General features: G+C 63.5%; 14 protein-coding genes. 8 read left to right on the top strand and 6 right to left on the bottom strand.

What is annotated here, in order from left to right; all coding sequences use genetic code 11:
- Window positions 1–50 precede the first annotated feature (50 nt).
- The 4 genes from QFZ88_RS24170 to QFZ88_RS24155 all read left to right on the top strand — a co-directional run bounded on the left by QFZ88_RS24170 (window position 51) and on the right by QFZ88_RS24155 (window position 3,112).
- Window positions 51–881 (top strand): universal stress protein, encoded by an 831-nt coding sequence (locus QFZ88_RS24170; RefSeq protein ID WP_024926613.1) that lies wholly within the window; start codon window positions 51–53, stop codon window positions 879–881.
- Between the two features lie 175 nt (window positions 882–1,056).
- Complete coding sequence (gene gpt, locus QFZ88_RS24165; RefSeq protein ID WP_024926614.1) at window positions 1,057–1,554, top strand: xanthine phosphoribosyltransferase; 498 nt, start codon at window positions 1,057–1,059, stop codon at window positions 1,552–1,554.
- A 263-nt stretch (window positions 1,555–1,817) separates the two neighbouring features.
- Window positions 1,818–2,309: an NUDIX hydrolase gene (locus QFZ88_RS24160; protein ID WP_024926615.1), complete on the top strand. Its 492-nt coding sequence runs from the start codon at window positions 1,818–1,820 to the stop codon at window positions 2,307–2,309.
- Window positions 2,310–2,422: 113 nt separating this feature from the next.
- Window positions 2,423–3,112, top strand: a complete 690-nt coding sequence (locus QFZ88_RS24155; protein WP_024926616.1) for an aspartyl/asparaginyl beta-hydroxylase domain-containing protein — start codon at window positions 2,423–2,425, stop codon at window positions 3,110–3,112.
- A 20-nt stretch (window positions 3,113–3,132) separates the two neighbouring features.
- Here the strand turns inward: QFZ88_RS24155 and QFZ88_RS24150 are convergent, their stop codons facing one another.
- Window positions 3,133–3,513 (bottom strand): hypothetical protein, encoded by a 381-nt coding sequence (locus QFZ88_RS24150; RefSeq protein ID WP_024926617.1) that lies wholly within the window; start codon window positions 3,511–3,513, stop codon window positions 3,133–3,135.
- A gap of 684 nt (window positions 3,514–4,197) precedes the next feature.
- On the opposite strand from QFZ88_RS24150, the gene QFZ88_RS24145 reads away from it, so the two are divergent.
- Both QFZ88_RS24145 and QFZ88_RS24140 read left to right on the top strand, forming a co-directional pair.
- Window positions 4,198–8,004: a vitamin B12-dependent ribonucleotide reductase gene (locus QFZ88_RS24145; RefSeq protein WP_024926618.1), complete on the top strand. Its 3,807-nt coding sequence runs from the start codon at window positions 4,198–4,200 to the stop codon at window positions 8,002–8,004.
- Window positions 8,005–9,259: 1,255 nt separating this feature from the next.
- The gene (locus tag QFZ88_RS24140; protein WP_024926619.1) at window positions 9,260–10,708 is read left to right on the top strand and encodes an aromatic amino acid lyase; all 1,449 of its coding nucleotides are present in this window, start codon (window positions 9,260–9,262) and stop codon (window positions 10,706–10,708) included.
- A gap of 43 nt (window positions 10,709–10,751) precedes the next feature.
- Here QFZ88_RS24140 and QFZ88_RS24135 read toward each other — a convergent pair whose 3' ends face one another.
- Window positions 10,752–11,261 carry a hypothetical protein gene (locus tag QFZ88_RS24135; protein ID WP_161773075.1) on the bottom strand — a complete coding sequence of 170 codons (510 nt, stop codon included), beginning with the start codon at window positions 11,259–11,261 and terminating at the stop codon, window positions 10,752–10,754.
- Window positions 11,262–11,508: 247 nt separating this feature from the next.
- Between QFZ88_RS24135 and QFZ88_RS24130 the strand changes: the two genes are divergently transcribed.
- Both QFZ88_RS24130 and QFZ88_RS24125 read left to right on the top strand, forming a co-directional pair.
- On the top strand, window positions 11,509–11,751 hold the full coding sequence (locus QFZ88_RS24130; RefSeq protein WP_024926620.1) for a hypothetical protein: 243 nt from the start codon (window positions 11,509–11,511) through the stop codon (window positions 11,749–11,751).
- A gap of 153 nt (window positions 11,752–11,904) precedes the next feature.
- Window positions 11,905–12,177 carry a hypothetical protein gene (locus tag QFZ88_RS24125; protein WP_024926621.1) on the top strand — a complete coding sequence of 91 codons (273 nt, stop codon included), beginning with the start codon at window positions 11,905–11,907 and terminating at the stop codon, window positions 12,175–12,177.
- Window positions 12,178–13,444: 1,267 nt separating this feature from the next.
- Here QFZ88_RS24125 and yghU read toward each other — a convergent pair.
- The 4 genes from yghU to bcsA all read right to left on the bottom strand — a co-directional run bounded on the left by yghU (window position 13,445) and on the right by bcsA (window position 21,131).
- Window positions 13,445–14,320 carry a glutathione-dependent disulfide-bond oxidoreductase gene (gene yghU / locus QFZ88_RS24120; RefSeq protein ID WP_024923716.1) on the bottom strand — a complete coding sequence of 292 codons (876 nt, stop codon included), beginning with the start codon at window positions 14,318–14,320 and terminating at the stop codon, window positions 13,445–13,447.
- 171 nt (window positions 14,321–14,491) lie between these two features.
- The gene (locus QFZ88_RS24115; RefSeq protein WP_065998101.1) at window positions 14,492–16,627 is read right to left on the bottom strand and encodes a hypothetical protein; all 2,136 of its coding nucleotides are present in this window, start codon (window positions 16,625–16,627) and stop codon (window positions 14,492–14,494) included.
- Window positions 16,624–18,936, bottom strand: coding sequence for a cellulose biosynthesis cyclic di-GMP-binding regulatory protein BcsB (locus QFZ88_RS24110; protein WP_024923717.1), 2,313 nt, complete (start codon window positions 18,934–18,936; stop codon window positions 16,624–16,626). Before QFZ88_RS24110 ends, QFZ88_RS24115 begins: the two co-directional genes overlap by 4 nt.
- Complete coding sequence (gene bcsA, locus QFZ88_RS24105; RefSeq protein WP_065998103.1) at window positions 18,933–21,131, bottom strand: UDP-forming cellulose synthase catalytic subunit; 2,199 nt, start codon at window positions 21,129–21,131, stop codon at window positions 18,933–18,935. Before bcsA ends, QFZ88_RS24110 begins: the two co-directional genes overlap by 4 nt.
- Window positions 21,132–21,292 lie beyond the last annotated feature (161 nt).

Here is a 21,292-nt window from a genome sequence, read left to right as displayed (position 1 = left end):
GCCGCGGTGGCGGCTACAGTGCGATCAGAGAATGCAGGCAGGAGGGTTTGATGACGTTCAAGACCATCGTCGCCATCGTTCAGAATGAGCAGGATGCCGAGCGGGTGCTCGACGGCGCCATCGCGCTTGCCTCCCGCTTCGGCGCCCATGTCATCGGCGTGCATGCCGAGGCGCTGCCGATGCCCTATACATCCGCGACAGGTTTTCCAGACACCGAGTTCCTGCAGGTCTCGGCCGACCTCAACAAGGAACGCTCGGCCAAGCTGAAGGCGATCTTCCAGAAGCGCCTGCAGCCCTCCGGCCTCTCCTTCGAATGGCGTGCGCAGGAGACTTTCTCCGGCGACAGCGCGCTGTCCAGCCTGTCCAGCGTGCGCGCCGCCGACCTGGTGGTGGCGGCGCAGCGCGACGCCGGCGGCGATTCCAACGCTGATATCGGTTCGCTGATCTACGACGCCGGACGCCCGGTGCTGGTGGTGCCGCATGCGGGGCCGGCGGCCGCCAGTTTCCGCCATGTCATGCTGGCCTGGAACGGCAGTCGCGAGGCGGCGCGCGCCGCCTTCGACGCCCTGCCCTTCATGATCGGGGCCGAGAAGGTCGAAATCTTCGTGGTCGACCCCGGCGAGGATGGCGACGAGGACGATGCGGGCGGCGCCGGCATCGCGGCGGCACTGTCGCGCCATGGCGTCAAGGCTTCCGTGGCAATCCGCCAGTCCAAGGGCGGCACGATCGAGGATGCCGTGCAAAACCGCCTGGTCGAGACCGGCGCCGACATGATCGTCGTCGGCGCCTACAGCCATTCCTGGCTGCACCGGCTGCTTTATGGCGGCGTGACGCGTACGGTGCTGCGCTCCTCCCCGGTCACCGCCTTCCTGTCGCGCTGAAACGGCTGGCCCCCGCGGGTTGTTGAAGACGATGAACGGCCGAGGGTGGTGGATATCCTCGGCCCGGACCGAAGGACAATTCCGCAAGCCCTTGCCAAGCACGCGGCTTTCCGGCTAATTCCGCCCGCATTCCTTGATTTCTGCGCGCGGTCGGCGCGCTTGCGGAGTGCGAGCCATGTCCCTTCCCGAAAAGGCCTTTCCCGTTTCCTGGGACCAGTTCCACCGCGACGCGCGCGCGCTTGCCTGGCGGCTGTCCGGCGTCAACGGGCAATGGAAGGCGATCGTCTGCATCACGCGCGGCGGGCTGGTGCCGGCGGCGATCATTTCGCGCGAACTCGGCATCCGCATCATCGAGACGGTGTGCGTCGCCTCCTACCACGACTACACCTCGCAGGGTCAGATGCAGGTGCTGAAGCACATCGAGCCCTCGCTGCTGGCCGACGAAGGCGTCGGCATCCTGATCATCGACGACCTCACCGACACCGGCAAAACCGCCGGCGTGGTGCGCGCCATGATGCCGAAGGCGCATTTCGCCACCGTCTATGCCAAGCCGAAAGGCCGGCCGCTGGTCGACACCTTCGTCACCGAGGTCAGCCAGGACACCTGGATCTATTTCCCCTGGGACATGGGCTTCACCTACCAGAAGCCGATCGCCGACGACCACGCCGGCTGACCGGCACCGACGACCCCGATCTTCGAAAATTGTCCGGTTTCGGGTTCGGGCTCGAATCAGCGCTTGCGCGCGCCTGTCGAAACGCAATGCGAAAGCGGCCGGCAAGGCATCCGCATCTGTTTTTCCGCCAGCATTTCACAACTTTTTCCAGATTTCGGGCGGTTTCCGGAAACATCTGTGAAGTTTTTACTTTTGTTTCGGAAAATAGCGCCCATATTTCGTGAAACAGCGAAGAAGTTTCGATTTCTTGCGGCGATTTTCGAATGTTGAACGGGCCCCTCTCTCAAGACCATATCACCGAACGTGTGCGCAAGCTGTTCGGCAAGGCGCCGTTGCGCCTGCAGGTGGCGGCCCTGCCCTGGCGGCAGAATGACGGGACGCTGGAAGTGATGCTGATCACCAGCCGCGACACCGGCCGCTGGGTGCTGCCGAAGGGCTGGCCGGAAGCGCGCGAGCCGCTCTGCGAGGCGGCAGCCCGCGAGGCCGGCGAGGAAGCCGGGCTGACCGGCAAGGTCTCGACCATCGAGGCCGGACGTTATTTTTATGCCAAGGCGCTTTCCACGGGCCAGCAGGTGCCGTGCGAGGTGCTGGTCTTCCCGCTGCTTGTCGACACCATCGCCGACAAGTGGAAGGAGTGCCATCAGCGCGAACGCAAATGGGTCACCCCGGCGCAGGCCACACGCATGGTCAACGAACCCGACCTCGGCCAGATCATCGCCTATTTCGGCACCGACCCGCAGCGCTTCGCCGCCTGATTGCATCGCGACAGCCGCCTGCGACCTGCCGTTGATCGCGGCTGGCGTCCCATGTGCTGAGGGAACCACTTCACGCCTGCGGAGTTTATCGTCGTCCTTGTCTCGGATGGGAGATGGCGGTGTCCTTCTACGACAGTGCATCGGGCCTGGTGCGGCGCATCTACGAACGCCGGATCGACGCACCTCCCATCCTCGACGCCGCCACCGAATTCCCCGACGCTCAAAAATTCACCGCCGAATGGCAGGCGATCCGCGACGAGGCGCTGGCGGTGCGCATCGACAAGGTGCCGCGTTTCCATGAGATCATGCCCGAACAGGCCGACATCTCGGCCAATGACGGGCTCGACTGGCGCATGTTCGTGCTCAAGGCCTATGACGTCGCCGTGCCGGAGAATGTCGCCCGCATGCCGGTGCTGGCCCGCATCCTCGGCGAATGCCCCGAAGTGAAGTCGGCTGCGATCTCGTTCCTCGCGCCCCACAAGCACATACCGCGCCATCGCGGCCCGTTCCGCGGCATCATGCGTTTCCATCTCGGCCTGCAGATCCCGAGCCTGCCCGACGGACGGCCGGCGACGATCATGATGATCGACGACGAGGAACACCGCATCTCGGATGGCGAATGCATGTTGTGGGACGACACCTATCCGCATGAGGTGATGAACCTGTCGGACAAGCCGCGTGTCGCGCTTCTTCTCGACGTATGGCGTCCGCACATGCCGGTCGACATGGAAATGCTGTCGCGCGCCATCGTGGGCGCGGTGCAGCTAGGCATGCGATATCGCGGCGTTTCCTACTCCGCCTGAAGCCAACCTTACAACCGGGACTAAGCGACCTTGTCCGGCGTCGCGCGCTTTGGCGCGGCATCCTGCGATGAAGCGCTTTTGCCGGACCATTCGCGAATCAATTTCAGCGCAGCCGGCTTCAGCGGCTTCCATTCCAGTTCGCCGCCCTCGCGCAATTCGTCGTCCCATTGCTGGGAAAGGGCAGCGTCCTCGAGGCCGGTTTCCGTTCCGTCCTCGGCCAGCGGCCATTGTGTCTGCGTGGAGCCGGGAACAAGCAGGCCGCCCATCGGCGCCGGCGCATAGTCGCAAATCGCCGGGTCGCAGCATTCGTCGACAAGCGCGGCAAGCAACACCAAGGAAGGGGCGACAAAAAACCCGACGACTTCGCAGTCGACGGACTTGCGGACAAAATAGGCCTTCAACTGTCACCCCAATGTGTGACGGCTGCCACTCTCAGCCATATTCCCCCGCGCCTCTTTTACGCACGCGTACGAAACACGCAAGCCGTCAGCGACAAATTCCTGACAAGGCCCGTCGTTAGCCGGGCGGTTTTCTCCCCATTATCCACATATGTGACACACAATATGTTGGGGTCACAAAATCTACAAAAACGAATCCTTGACGGGTCGGGGCGAGTCGACTTTTATAAGCCATGCGCTCGTGTTTCGGGCGCGGCCGGAAAGTTTCGAGGCCGGTCTTTTTCCCAGGATCTTGTGCGTTTTCGCTCGTATTCCGCCTTACCCACCAGGCCGGCGGAGGCGTGACGTTTGCCGGGCGGGAAGCACCGAAAAGGAGACTTTTACGGCTGGAATAAATGACCTGTTAACACTATATTTAGTGTTTGCAGCCATGATCAGCCCTAGATAATGTGAATTTCCCTCCAGTGAGGGAATCGAGATTTTTTCGAATTTGAGGGACCCGCGCGGGTCCGTCGACAGGCTGAACAGGGTTTCGCAAGAGGCTTCAGGCAGCAAGGCGGCGACAGGGCGCGGAGAGGAACCCCGGCTGTTGCGAGGCGGCCGGAGAGCTGGGACGTGCGCTTTTCGAAAGGGATCGGGAAATCTCCCGCGAAAAGCGCTATATATAGATGAAAAGGGACCACGACGATGCGCATCGAGCGGCGTTTCACCAAGCAGGGACAATCGGCCTATGCGGAGATCGAATTCCGCAAGGCGCTTTCGGAAATCAAGAACCCCGACGGCTCCGTGGTGTTCCGCCTCGACGGCATTGACGTGCCCTCGCAGTTCTCCCAGGTCGCGGCCGACATTCTGGCGCAGAAGTATTTCCGCAAGGCCGGCGTGCCCGCGCGCCTGAAGAAGGTCGAGGAAAACGACGTTCCTTCCTTCCTGTGGCGCTCCATCGCCGACGAGGCCGAACTCGAAAAGCTGCCGGAAAGCGAGCGCTACGGTTCCGAGCGCGACGCCCGCCAGGTCTTCGACCGTCTTGCCGGCACCTGGACCTATTGGGGCTGGAAGGGCGGCTATTTCGCTTCGGAGGAAGATGCCTCCGCCTTCCGTGACGAACTCGCCTATATGCTCGCCACCCAGCGCGTGGCGCCGAATTCGCCGCAGTGGTTCAACACCGGCCTGCACTGGGCCTACGGCATCGATGGCCCCGGCCAGGGCCACTATTATGTCGACCCCTTCACCGGCAAGCTGACCAAGTCGAAGTCGGCCTACGAACACCCGCAGCCGCATGCCTGCTTCATCCAGTCCGTCGGCGACGACCTCGTCAACGAGGGCGGCATCATGGACCTGTGGGTGCGCGAGGCGCGCCTGTTCAAATACGGCTCGGGCACCGGCTCGAACTTCTCCTATCTGCGTGGCGAGGGCGAAAAGCTGTCGGGCGGCGGCAAGTCGTCGGGCCTGATGTCCTTCCTCAAGATCGGCGACCGCGCCGCCGGCGCCATCAAGTCGGGCGGCACCACGCGCCGCGCCGCCAAGATGGTCATCGTCGACGCCGACCATCCCGATATCGAGGCCTTCATCGACTGGAAGGTCAAGGAAGAGCAGAAGGTGGCCTCGCTGGTCGCCGGTTCCAAGATCGTCAAGAAGCACCTCGACGCGATCATGCGCGCCTGCGTCAACTGCGAAGGCCAGGATGACGACTGCTTCGATCCCGCCGTCAACACGGCGCTGAAGCGCGAGATCAAGGCCGCCAAGAAGAACGCCGTGCCGGAGAACTACATCCAGCGCGTCATCCAGTTCGCGCGCCAGGGCTACACCGCGCTCGACTTCAAGACCTATGACACCGACTGGGATTCGGAGGCCTACCTCACCGTCTCCGGCCAGAACTCGAACAATTCCGTCTCGCTGAAGGACGACTTCCTGCGCGCCGTCGAGCAGGACAGCGACTGGCACCTGACCGCCCGCAAGGACGGCAAGGTCCTGAAGACGCTGAAGGCCCGCGATCTCTGGGAGAAGATCGGCTACGCTGCCTGGGCTTCGGCCGATCCCGGCCTGCACTTCAACACCACGATGAACGACTGGCACACCTGCGCTTCGGCCGGCGCCATCCGCGCCTCGAACCCGTGCTCGGAATACATGTTCCTCGACGACACGGCCTGCAATCTCGCCTCGATCAACCTTCTGCCCTACCGCAGGGCTGACAGCTCGATCGACATCGAGGCCTATGAGCACACCGCCCGCCTGTGGACCATCGTGCTCGAAATCTCGGTGATGATGGCGCAGTTCCCGTCCAAGGAGATCGCCAAGCTTTCCTACGAATACCGCACGCTCGGCCTCGGCTACGCCAATATCGGCGGCCTGCTGATGACCTCCGGCATTCCCTATGACTCGGCCGAAGGCCGCGCCATCTGCGCAGCGCTGACCGCCATCATGACCGGCGTCGCCTATGCCACCTCCGCCGAAATGGCCCGCGAGCTCGGCGCCTTCCCGGACTATGACCGCAACGCCGTCAACATGCTGCGCGTCATGCGCAACCACCGCCGCGCCGCCTATGGCGACAAGGCCGGCTACGAGAAGCTGGCGGTCGACCCGGTGCCGCTGGTCCATGCCGACCTGAAGCAGGTCGAGCTCGGCCAGCACGCCAAGGCCGCCTGGGACCACGCCATCGAGCTCGGCGAGGAGCACGGCTACCGCAACGCACAGGCAACCGTGATCGCGCCCACCGGCACGATCGGCCTGGTCATGGATTGCGACACCACCGGCATCGAGCCCGATTTCGCGCTGGTGAAGTTCAAGAAACTGGCCGGCGGCGGCTATTTCAAGATCATCAACGCCGCTGTTCCGGAAGCGCTGCGCACGCTCGGCTATTCCGAAAGCCAGATCGCCGAGATCGACGCCTATGCCGTCGGCCATGGCAATCTCAACCAGGCGCCCGGCATCAACCCGTCGACGCTGAAGGCCAAGGGCTTCACCGACGCCAAGATCGAGGCCGTCAACGCCGCGCTGAAGAGCGCCTTCGACATCAAGTTCGTCTTCAACCAGTGGACGCTCGGCGCCGACTGGGTGAAGGAAACCTTCGGCTTCACCGACGAGCAGCTCGGCGACTTCTCCTTCGAGATGCTGCCGGCGCTGGGCTTCTCCCGGAAGGAGATCGAGGCCGCCAACGTCCATGTCTGCGGTGCGATGACGCTGGAAGGCGCGCCCTTCCTGAAGACCGAGCATTATGCGGTGTTCGACTGCGCCAATCCCTGCGGCAAGATCGGCAAGCGCTATCTGTCGGTGGAAAGCCACATCCGCATGATGGCCGCCGCCCAGCCCTTCATCTCGGGCGCCATCTCCAAGACCATCAACATGCCGAACGAGGCGACCGTCGAGGACGCCAAGAGCGCCTACATGCTGTCGTGGAAGCTGGCATTGAAGGCGAACGCCCTCTACCGCGACGGCTCCAAGCTGTCGCAGCCGCTCAACGCCTCGCTGATCGCCGATGACGACGAGGACGAGGACGACGCCGTCGAGGCGCTGATCGCCGCCCCCGCCGCCGCCAAGGCGGTGCAGGTGACGGAGAAGATCGTCGAGCGCGTCATCGAACGCCTCTACCGCGACCGCGAGAAGCTGCCGAACCGCCGCAAGGGCTACACCCAGAAGGCGGTCGTCGGCGGCCACAAGGTTTATCTGCGCACCGGCGAGTTCGACGACGGTCGCCTCGGCGAGATCTTCATCGACATGCACAAGGAAGGTGCCGCCTTCCGCGCCATGATGAACAACTTCGCCATCGCGATTTCGCTCGGCCTGCAATATGGCGTGCCGCTGGACGAATATGTCGAGGCCTTCACCTTCACCAAGTTCGAGCCGGCCGGCATGGTCGTCGGCAACGACGCCATCAAGAACGCCACCTCGATCCTCGACTATGTGTTCCGCGAGCTCGCCGTCTCCTATCTGTCGCGGCACGACCTCGCCCATGTCGACCAGTCGGACCTCGACAAGACCTCGCTGGGCAAGGGCATCACCGAAGGCAAGACGACCCCCTTCTCCAAGGGTCTCTATCGTGGCGCCTCGCCGGTGAAGCTGGTGTCGGGCATGGGGGCAGCCGAACCCAAGGGTTTTGCCGGCCAGAGCCCGGCCGCCCCTGCCCGCGCGGCACCCACCGCCTTCTCCGGCTCCAACGTGCTGGCGCTGGCGACGGCTTCCGCCACGGCTCTGCGCCCCTCGGCCGATGAATCGACCGCCTACAAGCGCGACTATGAAGAGCGCGCCAAGGAACTGGCCGAAGACATCGCCGTCGAGGAAAGCGCCGACCAGGCATCCGACACCACCTCGGCGCTGTTCACCGACGCCGCCGCCAGGGAGGCAGCCGACGCCAAGAAGCTCGCCGCCGACCGCCGCGCCAAGTCGCTGCTGCAAGGCTACACCGGCAACTCCTGCTCGGAGTGCCAGAACTTCACCATGGTGCGCAACGGCACCTGCGAGAAGTGCGACACGTGCGGCGCGACGAGCGGGTGCTCGTGATAAGCATTTGAAATCAGAGAGTTAGTGAATCGGCCCGGTCGCAAGATCGGGCCGAAAGTGCAAAAGAGAACAAAACAGGAAACCACATAACGATGTCTTTATGTGACGTCACTTCAAACACCAAAGCCGACCCAGATGGATCGGCTTTGGATACCGCAATCAGCTAAGCCGCTGCGGGGCGAAAGAGTTCGACACTCCTCCTGTGACAAGGTGACTATACGGAGAGTCGGATTTCAGAGTCGATGCGGTTCATCAGCATCAATGGAGAATTCGATGCTAAATTTTGGAACGTCTGCATATCTCAAGTTACTCGCACTAAACCCCAAACCTCGAGACTCGGTGATCCGCAAGCGCCTCGCGGGCGGAAGTGGAGGCTATGATTTCCACAAGGCCATGCGCCGCATCGCAGTGGGTAACGCTTGCGGAAGACTCTCTCAGTCCCAAGTCCAAGCTGAACTCAGCCGAATTCAACGACTTCCTGAACGGAAAGCTGCAACCGCAGCTACCGAGTATCTACCTAAATGCTTGGGTGGCATTGGCGTTAGAGAGTTGCGGAACACCGACCAAACGGCCCAAAGCCCATTAGGGTACTTTACCGTGCGCTTCTCACCAGACTTCGAGATGGAACATGATGGCAAAGTTGTGCACGTGCATATCTGGAACACAGCCAAGCCTCCTTTAAACCTACGAGAAGCCATTGGCACAATGGGTTTGTTTGGCCGTGAAGGTGCCTCGCATACTCTGGGTATACTCTCGCTCAGAACGGGAGAACTATTTGTGCTTCAAGACGTCACGAGTGCTCGGCAGCTTGCAGCGCTCCTGGCTAACGATATTGAACGGCGGATTGACCGAATTCGAGACGAATTGGATCGCCCTAGCACCGAAGACCGGCGGGAAAAGCGAACGTCTTAACCCTCCCAACATTCCCCATCCGTCGCATTCAGCAGCATCTTCTCCCACAGCGGAGAAGATGCTGCTGGCGTCATTGTCGTCACTGTTAGCGTAAGACGCGAAAGCCGTGCTTTCGTCATCCTAGGGTGGAGCCGAGCATGGCGAAGCGCAAGCCCTAGGATGACGAAGTGGCCGCGCGGACAAGCCATTCCCGGTGCCGCGCCTAAGGACACAACTCCGATCTTGGCGAACGCAGCATCGCCGAACCAGCCCTTGGCACATCCCTAAACCCCGCTCGGCACCCTTGACGCCGCGCCCACCGCACTTCTTCCATCACTGGGTCAAGCACAGCGGGGAAGCAGCGATGACGGTCACCATCACCTCCAGGAACGATATCAATCTCGACACCGTGCAACGTGTCGCCTGGCAGAACGAGCCGGTGACGTTGAGCGCGGCGGCCCTTGCCGAGATCGCCCGCTGCCGCGCCGCTTTCCTCAGCCTCATCGACACCGACCCGTCGCTCGTCATCTATGGCGTGACCACCGCAATGGGCGAGTTGGCCCACACGCGGCTTTCGATCGAGGAACGCGAGCGCCATGCCCGCATAAAAGCCTTCGCCGCCGCGACATCCTTCGGCGATCCCTTCCCCGAACGCGTCGTGCGGGCGATGGTGTTGGCGCGGCTGGCGAATTTCGTCGAGGGCCACGCGGCCACCACGCCGCGCATCGCGCTTGCCGTCGCCGAAATGCTCGACGGCCGGCCGATGCCCAGCGTTGCCTCGTCCGGCCAGGGCGGGGCCGGCGAAATCCTCGCGCTCTACCCCCTGTTCGCAGCACTCACCGGAAGCCTCGACCTCGAAGTCAAGGAACGCGGATCGCTGATCAACGGCTCGCCCTGCGCGGCCGCGCTCGTCGCCGACGCGGCACTTGCCGCCCGGCGACGCCTGCGGCGCGCCGAACAGGTTTTCGCGCTCTCCATCGAGGCGTTCCGGGCGCCGCTCGAACATTATGACGCCGCCCTTGAAACGCTGTGGGGCGACGAGCATGAGGCGGCGGCGCTGAGCGGCCTGCGCCATCTGCTGGAAGGCGGCACCGGCGACCGGCGCAACTACCAGGCGCCGGTCTCCTTCCGCATTGTGCCCCGTGTGCTCGGCCAAGCCTACCGCGCCTTGGCGACTGCCGAGCGCGCCGCGACGATCTCGCTGCGCTCGGCCTCCGACAATCCGCTCTTCATTCCGCCCGACGAGACACATCCCTACGGCCGCTGCATCAGCACCGGCGGCTACCACAATGCCATGGCGGCGCCCGCCATGGACGATCTTGCGGCGATCTGGGCTGATCTTTGCCTGCTGTGCGACCGCCATGGATCGAAGCTGCTCAACGGCGCCGTCTCCCATTTGCCCAATCTCCTGATGGTCGACCGGCACCCGAGCGACAGCGACGGGCATGGCGCGCTCGGCTATGTGCCGATGGCCTCGACAGGCTATCTCGAACAGGCGAAGCTCGCGGCCCAGACCACCTTCATCCCCGGCACGGAATCGGCGGGCTCGGGTCAGGACGACGTTGCGACCACGGCCTTCATCGCCTGGGCGAAGGAGGAAAAAGCCGGCCGCTGCCTCGATGCCTGCATGGCTGCATTCTCCGTCATCGCCTCGCAGGCCTTCCACGCCACCCGGCGCAACGCCCCGCCCCGGCTCGCCCCGTTCATCGACGAAGTGCGCTCCATCGTGCCGCCGGTTGATGAAGACAGGGTGCTCGGCCCGGAGCTGGAGCGGCTTTCGCGACACTTCACCGAGCAGACGTTCAAGGCCTAGGCGAAGAAGTCAAAGCGAGGGCGGATATAGGCTACAGAACCGCCTACTGTTTGAAAACACTGGGCACGCGAATGTAAGAATTCTGTTGTGAGTACTCTGTTTTCGGAACTCCCACTCCCAACGTCACAGCACCCGGTATGAGTTTTCCTTTTGGTCCGAATTGGTATTCTATCGCAGAACAAAGGTGGGCAAGATCAAAGTATGAAAACTGACGCAACGAAGATTCAGCTTCAAACGCAGCAGAATTACCTTCATTGACAGTAATATTTGACCAATTCGACAAATATTCTTTCAATAGCTTTTTGTTGAAGGTTGATCCTTTGCACCACGCACCTTCCATGCGCGCCAGCAGCGAATTCCGAAAGGCCGTTGATGGCGCGTCTTTCAGGTCGGCAGTGTATTTTTTCAGCGGGTAGTTTAGTGCGGGATCATTGACCATCGACTTCCGCCAAAACCTTGGAATCTCATCAGCGCTCGCAACGCTGGCGATTGCAGCCAAGGCAAGCACAACTGCCGCCAGACCAGCTTTCCGTTTCAAACAGCGATGAGACATAGAATACCCTCTTGCTGTGACCATCGCACACCCGACCAGAGCTAACAACGGCTGCTGCGCGCATTAGCCTCGTGGGGCATTTTCACAGGAAAACCCTGCGAATGACTTCGACGCAGCGACCTTAGCGACACACTCGCTTACGCCTGGCCGCCCGGCCCCTCCTCCGCCGGGCGTTGACCATCCTTCAGCCGTTTCCCGGCTTTGGCAGGCTACGATACCCGCCATCCTTGTCATCGGGTTCTCGTCCATGGTCTCCTCGATCTCCTCCACCCCTCCCCGCCCGCCGCTCTCGGCATCGCCGTCGGGGCAACAGACCGAAGCCGCGCTCAGGCGGCAGATTGCGGCAAAGGAAGCCGAAATCCAGGCCACCACCAACAAGGCCCAGGCCGCCCGGCTGGCCGAAGAAGTGGCCGCCCTGAAAACAAGACTGGAAATTTTGCAGCAGAAGAAGGAAACGGCACGGACCGGCGGCGGCCCCGCCCAACGCTGACCGTCGCGGGACCCGGTCCAGCGATCATTTGCGGACGCCGGGCGTCTGTAGCCGGCCACGTATCGCCGGTTCTGTGCAAGCCGATCCTTACGCGCTAAACTGCCGGCAACCCTGGGGGCAATACCCGGGTGAAGCACAGTCGGGCACCAGATCATGCGGGCTCCGCTCATCGTCATGCTTCTATTGCTGGCCGGTTGCGACGACCGCCCGGGCGAATGGTCGGCGATCGTCTATCCAAACCGCGCCGACCGCACGAAATTCGACGTCACGCCGCGCTTCAAGACCGCCGAATACTGCAAGGAAGCAGCGATCGAACGCATGAACACGCTTAAGCTAAACGGCAGCGGCGACTACGAATGCGGCTATAAATGCGACACCTCCGGCGATCCCCACAAAATGAACCGCTGCGTGGAAACCCGCAAATAATGGGCGGGTGAGCCGAGACGGCCAATCGGGGCGGAAGCGGAAAAGCCCGGCGAGGCCGGTTCCCAAGAGTTGGTTAGGCTCTGGCGTGACGCCAGTCGACAGGTTCTTCATGTCCGATCGTTCTGGGCGGCAGCTGACATTTGGCTCCGAACCGTGGGCGACACCGTCAACGTTCCGGCATGGATTCCCGACACGCTCCAGTCGCTTCGCTCCTTCACGCGGTTGGGAATGACGAGAGGCGTGGATGGTCTCGCCAATTGTCCGTGCCCGGCTTTGCATCAGGGGCGCTGCGAACGACAGCGATCCCTAAAACCGTTGGTGTGAACAACGGCGGTCATCGAAACCGACGCGAACGACAACTACTCTCAAAACCGTTGGCGATTGACGAAAGCGCTCAAGGACATTCGTCATTCCCGACCGCGTGAGCGAGGAACGAGCGGAGCGTGTCGGGAATCCATGCCGGAACGCTGACGCGCCCGCGCGGTGCAGGATGTGGATTGGATGCGTGGAGGAAGGCGTAGGTCGAAAGAAAGAACCTTGTCCGTTCAATCCCTTGCCGCAAACCACGCGAAAAATCGTTCGCGGATTTATCCACGCCCTCGCGACACACGCCACAATCGGCCCGTCGCCCTCACGGGAACCTGGTGCGCACCGGGTATCAGGGAGGGCGCCGGTGCCGGACTGGCAGCGCTACGGTGGCGCTGTCTGGTGACGAGCCCTAAGTCCGGGCCCTGGAAAAACCCGGCCGCCGCGAATGGCGGCTTTGAGGCCCGAAGTCTGCCGTCGCGAATGACGGCGAGGTCGGTCCGGGGCAAGAACACTGGCGGGGCGCCCGGAAGGCGCCACGTACTGTTTGCTAAGAGGCACCGACCCGGCGCCCCGCTTCCCACCTCCCGCAAGGGAGCATTTCTTGACAATGGCCAGGGCGGATTTCCGCAGCGTGGCGATGAAGAAGTGTATCAACGCGTCATCGCGTCGACGCGACTGCGCCACCGCCGTCATTCCGGCCGAGCGCAGCGAGAGCCGGAACCCATTGGCCGCCCGTCGTCGGGCACGGCTCGGTCCTCGTCCTGGACCGCCCAGCAGCCGAACCGACGCCGCATATTTCACAGCTGTCCGTGCGAACTCAGGACCCGGCCGTGCTGCTCAATGGGTTCCGGGTCGGCGCTCGGCTTCGCCTCGCTGGCCCGGAATGACGAACGCGTGGGAGATGCCGCCTCGTCACATCCCTCTGACAGCCAGTAACAGGCTAAAGGGCGGCAAGCCCCTACCCGACGGTCTCCAGCTTGTCCTGCGTCCTCGTCTCGAAATCGCTGGCATCGTGGCGTTCGCGCAGCTGGCCGGCCGGATCGCCCGAGACGCGGTTGACCATGCGCCCGCGCTTGACCGCGGCCCGAGCATAAATCTGGTCGGCCCAGCGCAGCACGTTTTTGTATTCGTGCACCGACAGGAACTCGGCCGCACCGTAGTTCCAGCCCTTCACCATGCCGCCATACCAGGGCCAGATCGCCATGTCGGCGATGGTGTATTCGGAACCGGCGACATAGTCGCTCTCGGCCAGCCTGCGGTCGAGCACGTCGAGCTGGCGCTTGGTCTCCATCGCGTAGCGATCGATGGCGTATTCGATCTTTTCCGGCGCATAGGCATAGAAATGGCCGAAGCCGCCGCCGAGGAACGGCGTCGAGCCCATCTGCCAGAACAGCCAGGACAGAGCTTCGGCGCGCGCCGGCTGTGCTGTGGGCAGGAAGGCGCCGAATTTTTCGGCCAGATACATCAGGATCGCGCCGGATTCGAACACACGCACCGGCTTGTCGCCGCTCCGGTCCATCAGCGCCGGGATCTTGGAGTTCGGATTGACGTCGACGAAGCCGGAGCCGAACTGGTCGCCCTCGTTGATGCGGATCAGCCAGGCGTCGTATTCGGCGCCCTTGTGGCCGAGCGCCAGCAACTCCTCCAGCATGATGGTGACCTTCTGGCCGTTAGGCGTGCCCAGCGAATAAAGCTGCAGCGGGTGCTTGCCGACCGGCAGGTCCTTGTCGTGAGTGGCGCCGGCGATCGGCCGGTTTATGGAAGCGAAGGCGCCGCCATTGGCCTTGTCCCAGGTCCAGACTTTCGGCGGCGTGTATTGCGGGGTGTCGGTCATATTGGGCTCCAGAGGCGCGGTTGGCACGAGGATAGGCGATCGTCCCTTGATGACATAGGTCGCCAATACCGTGGCCGCCAATCTTCTTGGCGGCGATCGTTGGTCCAGCGCGGCAATATCTGCTAGGCGTCGCACGGCTCTCGCCAGGAAATCGGAGCCGCCTCCCGGTTGCTAATTCGGATTGCGGGCGCGAGCGAGATCGCCGAGCGCCTTCAAGGCGTCGCGGTCGCCGGTGGCGGCGGCGGCACGAAAAACCTGCTCGGCATCGGAGAAGCGGCGCAGCTTGAGATAGGCATAGCCGCGCAGGATCATCAGGTTGATGCGCTCGGGCGCGATGCGGGCCCGTTCCTCCAGCGTCATCAGGGTCTCGCGATAGCGGCCGTGCTCGAAGGCGGCGAGCGCCTGCTGTTCCAGAAGCGCGGTGCGGATTTCGGTGGCGCGGCCGCCGCTCAGCGGGGCTTTCGTCGATGCCACCGCCGCCCGGTCGGCAAGGCCGGCGCGCAGATAGGCCAGGCTTTGACCATAGGCCGCGTCGCTGCGGGTGCGGCCGCTGCCGCGCAGGGCGACCTCGAAGGCGGCGGCGGCCTCGAGCGGCCGGTTGATCTCCATCAGGCACCAGCCGCGCGACAGGGCCTGTTCGGGCGCCATGCCGGTGGGGTCCTGCGTTGCCTGGCAATTGCGCGGCTGCGCCGCAGCACGACGCGGCCGAGCCCGGCGTTCGGGCGCGGCCTCCTGCGTCGGCGATACGGCGACCGGCGCCCTCGCCTGCGGCTCGACCCGGGGCTGGGTTGGCGCCAGGGGCGGCAGAGGTGCCGTTGGCGTGCCGTTGCGCGGTTTCGCCTCGGGTTCGCCCACCCGGGCGATCCGTTCCGAACGGCCGGCCCAGGCCCTTTGCATCTCGCGCACGCCGGCCTTGTCGCCGAGCTTCCAGCGCATCAGGGCAAGCCCATAGGCATTGGGCTCGTCGTCGGGTTTCCAGCCGAGTGCCAGCGCAAACCATTGGCCCGCTGTCTGGAACTGGTTCAAAGCGTCGGCATACCAGCCGAACTGCTGCGCCGACACGGGATCCTTCGCGGCCACCACAGCGCGCGACATGCGGTCCAGCACTTCCGGCGTCGGCTGCGGCGGTGGATTGGCGGCAAGCAGATTGGCGACGGCGGCCAGATAGACTTTTTTCGTGTCGTCGCTGCTGTCGCGCCACTGGAACAGGACCGTTTCGGCCTCGGCGGCGCGGTTGGTGTCGACCAGGCTGAGCGCCAGGCCTTGTGCGGTCTCGGCGGAGCTTTCCTTCAGATAGGCCCTGCGGAACCAGGTTTCGGCGCCCTGCGGATTGTCGCGGCGCAAATGGTACCAGCCAAGCAGAAGGTTGTCGGAGACCAGGTTCTGGTCGTTCGCCAGCTTTTCGACGAGGGCCAGGTCTTCCGGCAGGACGGTGAGTTTCGGATCCTTGCCGGCATCGGCCAGGCTTTGGCGGGCGATGTCGGCGCGCACCGGTTCGAACTCGCCCTTGCCGTCGGGCGCCTTGCGCTCCAGCGCAAGCAGCAGGGCAATGTCCGAGCGCGGCAGCAGCGGCAAAGCCTTCTGCACGCTACCCAGCCGCTCCTCGGGCTTGTCGCAATTTCTCAGCACATAGAGATAGGCGTCGGTGGCGCGATCCTTGCGGTCGGTGCGGGCGAAGGCCTCCGCCACCCGCCACAAAACATCGACGTCGCCGCAGGTCAAAAGGCCTGTATTAGCGGCGCCGAGCCGCACCACCTCGTCATAGTTCTTCAGGTCAGCGGCCTTGACGAGCTGTTCTCGCGCCTCGGCGAGTTTCAGCCGATCGACGAGATCAGGCGGCGGCGTCCAGCCGGGCTCGGCCAGCTGCCGCGCGGCGATGGCTTTTTCGAGTTCGGCGAGCTTGCCGTCGGAATAAAGCTTCCACATCGCATCGAGCTGGGGATCGCCGACGGGTGCTGCCGCGAGCGGGTTCTGCGGCGGCACCCAATTGGGGTAAAGCGCCTTCAGCCTGGCGATCTCGGCTTCCAGGCGCTTGGTGTCGCCCCTGGCGGCAAAGTAGCGAAGCGCCGTCTCGTCGACCTTCGGCTGGGCGGTCGGGCGGGCCGACAGGGGCGTGGCGGTGCCGCCATCAGCCTGCGCCAAAATCGTATGCACGTCGGCGATCGTTGCCGTCATGTCGCCGCCGGCCAGGTTCTGTGCGCCCATGCCTGTACCGCCGCGCACGAACTGCTCAAGCCGGTCCGCATTAGCGACCGCGAGGGCGCCAAGCACAACCAGGCCAGCGGGAATGAGGATGCGCGCCCTCATGGTCGCCTGCCCAGGGAAGCGAGCAGACCTGCGGTGGCGAGGCCAAGCAGGATGGACAGCACAGCAAGCGCCACCGAATAGGCAAGCGCATTGGCCGACAGCCAGTTCGCCACGATCAGCCGGTAATTCGAAATGGAGAATGGCTGCGTCTGCACGAACCCGAACCTGACCACTGGCTCGGTCGTCACCTTGTGGCTCAAGACATCCAATGCGGCGATACGGCCGCTGAGCTGCCGCCACTGTGTTTGCTGAGCCAGCGCGTCGACGCCCTCCTGCAACAAGTCGGCGTTCGGCGCGGTGGCAACGGTCCAGGTGCCGAAGCCGTCCGGGCTGGCCTGCTGGGCAAGCAGCAAGCTGGTGCCGCCCGGAGGCGAGAACGGCCGGTCAGAGCGTGGGATCAGCCGCAACGAACTGAAGGAAAAATTGAACGTCCGGTTCAGCCAATCCTCGAACATGCTGACCTGACCGCGCCATCCGCTGCCGCGCAGCCTCTGGCGCCATTCGTCGAAGGTGGCATCGGTGTTGGTGCCGGCCGGGCTCGTGGCTTCGCCCCAGGTCAGCGCCACATCACCGGCGATGCCCAATTGAGCAAGCACCGTCGCTGGGATTTGCGAGACCGCACCGACAAAGATCGCATCGCGATCCGTGGTCGCTCCGCTTGCCGTTGCCGCCTTGACGGGTATCGGCCGGCCGGCGGCCACCGACATTCTGGCAAGCAGGGAGGCGGCGGCCGACAAGGCCTTGGGCTCGCTGTTGTCGACGATGAGCGGTACCGGCTCGCCTGCCCTGCCATAGGGAAATCCGTTGCCGCTGACGGCGCTGAGATTAGGCGTCCGGCCGATGCGGGCAAAGGCCGGCACCACCAGCTCGGAACTGTCGAACAGCACGAAACGGCTGCTGCCGGAGCCGGTGGCACCGGGCGCGCACACAGCATCCGACTTTGTCTGCAGCACCGCCTCGATCGCAATCGAATTGTCGCCCGGCCGGAAATGGCGCATCGTCACATTGATCGGCAGGTGCCGCAGGATCTCGCCGCCCGTCGAGGTGATCGGCATGGTGGCGGCGATGTTGCCGTTCACATAGACATCAATGTGGCTGCCGGGAAGCACGTCCTGCGAATAGGCAGCATCGAGCAGCAGCGTCACATGGCCGTAGGAATCGGCGTAGAAATCAGCCGGCATGCCGATCATGAAATCCGTCCTGAACCGGCGGCCGCTGAACTCCTGCGTGGCGACGCCCAGTTCGGAAAATGTCTTGAGCCCGGCCTCGAAAAAAAGCGGTACGTCTGGCATGTGCCATGTCTGCGTGGCGAGGCTCGTTCGCTGGCTGGTCGCAGGCCGGTCCAGAACCTTGGCGATGTCCTCGACCGCCGAGCCGACAGCCTGCCAGTTGGGCCCGGTGACCACGAGGGTGGACGGGCCGCCATTGGGATCGTCGACCATCGCCGAGACCGGAGCGGTCGTCGCGCCTGGCGGCAATGCCGGCAGGTATTGCTGGATGTCGGCTGCCGGGCCAACGACCGCCACTGCCTGGCCGGCGCGCGCTGGCGCATCGGGCTTCTCGCGCAGTGCGAAGGTCTGGTTCGGCATGTTGGACAATGTGGCCAGCACTTCGGCCAACCGGACGACGGGAACCGTGGCCGGGGTTTGTGTCATTGACGGCGCCACCAACAGAAAACTGGTCCCGCCTTTTTCGTCGACCCCGACGGCGCGGATGTCCTCGACGCTTTTCCAGCGGCCGGCAGCCTGGTCCTGAAAGGTCAGAAAGGTCTTGGCCGGATCAAATCGTGTCCACAATTCATAGGTGGATGCGACCGTGCAGTCGGTGCGGTGGCGCTGCTGCGCTTCGACGACGATCTCGTTCAGGCCCTGGTGAAGCAGGTTGGCGGGGATGTCGACGCCAAGCTCGGCCGTGCCATTGGACGATTTGATCTGTGTATCGACCAGCTTGTTGCCATTGATCGACAGTACCAGATGCGAAATCTCGGGCGCCACGACAACCGCGTTCTGGTAGCCGATGCGAAGCCCTGCCGGCGAGGCAGCCTCCTGCTGGGTGAGGTAGATGGCCCAAGAGCGGCGCGCCGTCTCACCCGACAGTACGAATTCAGGAAACGGCAGAAGGTAGCGCCGCTGCCTGTCGGCAACGGTGGGAAGCGGTTGCGGGTTGGTGCCCTGCGACGGCTGTGTCTGGGGTTGGCCACTGGCCGCCGGACGGCCGAGCTCGGGCGTCATGTCGAAGGGTATCGATTGCGCGCCTGCGGCCACTGTCGACAACAGCACTGCGAGGCCAGCGTAGAGCCGTGCTCTCATGGCCGCCGCTCCGCGGCCTTGGCGACGGGCGTGTCATGCTCCGATCGGCCGCGAATATCGCGCAGGAGATAAACGACGCCGCGATAGGTCTGGTAGAGCGCCAGCCGCAGGAACCAGAAGGTGCCGCGCAACAGGCCGGGATTGCCCCGGCGCGACAGTTGGAATTCCTCCCACTGCTTGGAATTGGCGAAGATCAGATCCGCGACCAGCTTGTGATGCGCCGCCTCTTGCGGGCGATAGCGGCAGCCGATGGCGATGCCGTCGGCGGTGCGTTCGAAATTGCGGATGGCGACAGGCAGGACGCCGTCGGTGTCGGTCGCAAAGGTGCGGAAACGCAAGGCCGCTTCGGCACCCTGCGCGATCTCCTCCAGTTCGGCGCCCGAGACCACGACCCTGGCCCCGTTGGCGGAGACGTTTTCGATCGTTCCCTTCAGCCACCGTCCATTGAGGTTGAAGTCGCAGCGGCGGCTCACCTTCACGCGTCGTGTCGCGGCGCGCTCACCGCGCTCGGAGACCACGCCCAGCGCGCATCCCGCCATGATCAGATTGAGCAGGTTCCAGCCGCCGACGACCAGGGTGACGTCGGCTTTGTAGGGCTCGGCATAGACCTTGTAGATGGTCATGGCGACGCCGAGCAGCAGAACGCCAAAGATGACGAAGAACGGCCTGCCGATTTCGGAAAGCCGGCTCGTGGCGATGGATTCGTCCTTGGCCGTGACCTTGAAGGTGGGCTTGCGCGGATTGGCGATCACCGAAACCACCGCCGGAAGCAGGTGGATAGTCTGAACATATTCGTAGAGTTCCGAAATCCACGGCCAGCGGAACGCCCCGTAGAGGTAGTTCTGCATCATCAGGTTCACGATCATGTAGGCGAGCGTGTAGGCCATGAACTCGCCGCCCGAGGCCGTGAATATCTGCAGGTCGAAGAACAGATAGAAGAGCGGGGCGAACAGGAAGATCGACCGCGCGAAGGGAAACAGCCAGAACAGCGTCGACGACATGTAGCAGAGGCGCTGCGGGAACGTCAGACCACGCTTGAGCGGCGGGAACCGGAACCGCAGGATCTGCATCATGCCTTGCGCCCAGCGGCTGCGCTGGCCGATGAAGGATGCGAACGTGGCGGGCTGGAGCCCGGCAATCAGCGGTCGGTCGACATAGACGCTGTTCCAGCCTCTTGAGTGAAGTTCGACTGCAGTCTCGCAATCCTCGGTGATCGAAACACCGCTGAAGCCGTCGGTTTCCAAGAGCGCCGAGCGCCGAAGCACGGCCGCCGAGCCGCAGAAGAACGAGGCGTTCCACTTGTCCAGTCCGCGCTGGATGACGCCGTAGAACATCTCGTTCTCGGAAGGCATCTTCTCGAAGGTGCGCAGATTGCGCTCGATCGGATCGGGATTGAGGAAGAAATGCGGCGTCTGGACCAGGAACAGGCGTGGATCCTCGTCGAAATAGCCGACCGTCTCCTTGAGGAAGTCGCGAGCCGGTGCGTGGTCGGCGTCGAAAACCGCGATCAACTCGCCCTTCGAATGGTCGAGGCCGTTGTTCATATTGCCGGCCTTGGCGTGTTCGTTGCGATCGCGGGTCAGATAGCGGGCGCCAAGATCGGCGGCGAGCTTCTGCAGTTCGACATGCCGCCTCGCGGCGTTGTCCGCCTCGGTCAGCCGTTCGGAATTGCGCTTCTGCAGCGTGCCGCCGTCGTCGAGCAGCCAGACGGTGAAACGGTCGGCGGGATAGTCCATGCCCATCGCCGCGGCCACCGTATTGGCGAGCAGCGCCGGCTCCTCATTGTAGGTCGGGATGAAGACGTCGACCGTCGGCAACCTGCCGTCGAACTTCGCCCGCGACGGTCGCGAGGGCAGCGGCTGCGCCACCACGAAAAGGCTGATCGCCAGCATCAGCACGCTGTACATTTCGGCGAGGTAGAGCAGGAAGCCGGGGATGAAGTTTTCGGGCTGATTGATCGGCGGCAAGGTGCTGGTGGAGCGCCAGTAGACATAGCGCATGACGACAGCCGTACCGAAAGCCAGCGCGATCAGCCGCCACATGCCGTCCGGTCGCACCAATTTCAGGATCATCATCGCGAGAACAACGGACAATCCCGCGACCAGCTGGGTCTCAAGGCTGATCGGCAGCGTCACAAGACCCAGCACCGCAACGGAGGCTACGGCCCATTGCAGCACTATGATCAGTTTGCGCATCAAATCCGTCTTTCCACCATCTGGAACCTCGTCCCCGCCATCCCGACGGGACGTTCTGGACTTGCCTCGCAGCGCTCCGTGTTCCGCTGAACCTCCCGCTTCAGCATCAAAGACGAATGGGAGGCCTAGTCTCCTCCATGACCACGGATATGGTTAATGAT

The sequence above is a fragment of the Mesorhizobium sp. YL-MeA3-2017 genome, from assembly GCF_030814575.1.
GTDB lineage: Bacteria > Pseudomonadota > Alphaproteobacteria > Rhizobiales > Rhizobiaceae > Mesorhizobium > Mesorhizobium terrae.
Note: the sequence above shows the minus strand (reverse complement) of the source record. Positions and strands in the feature narration are given on the sequence as shown.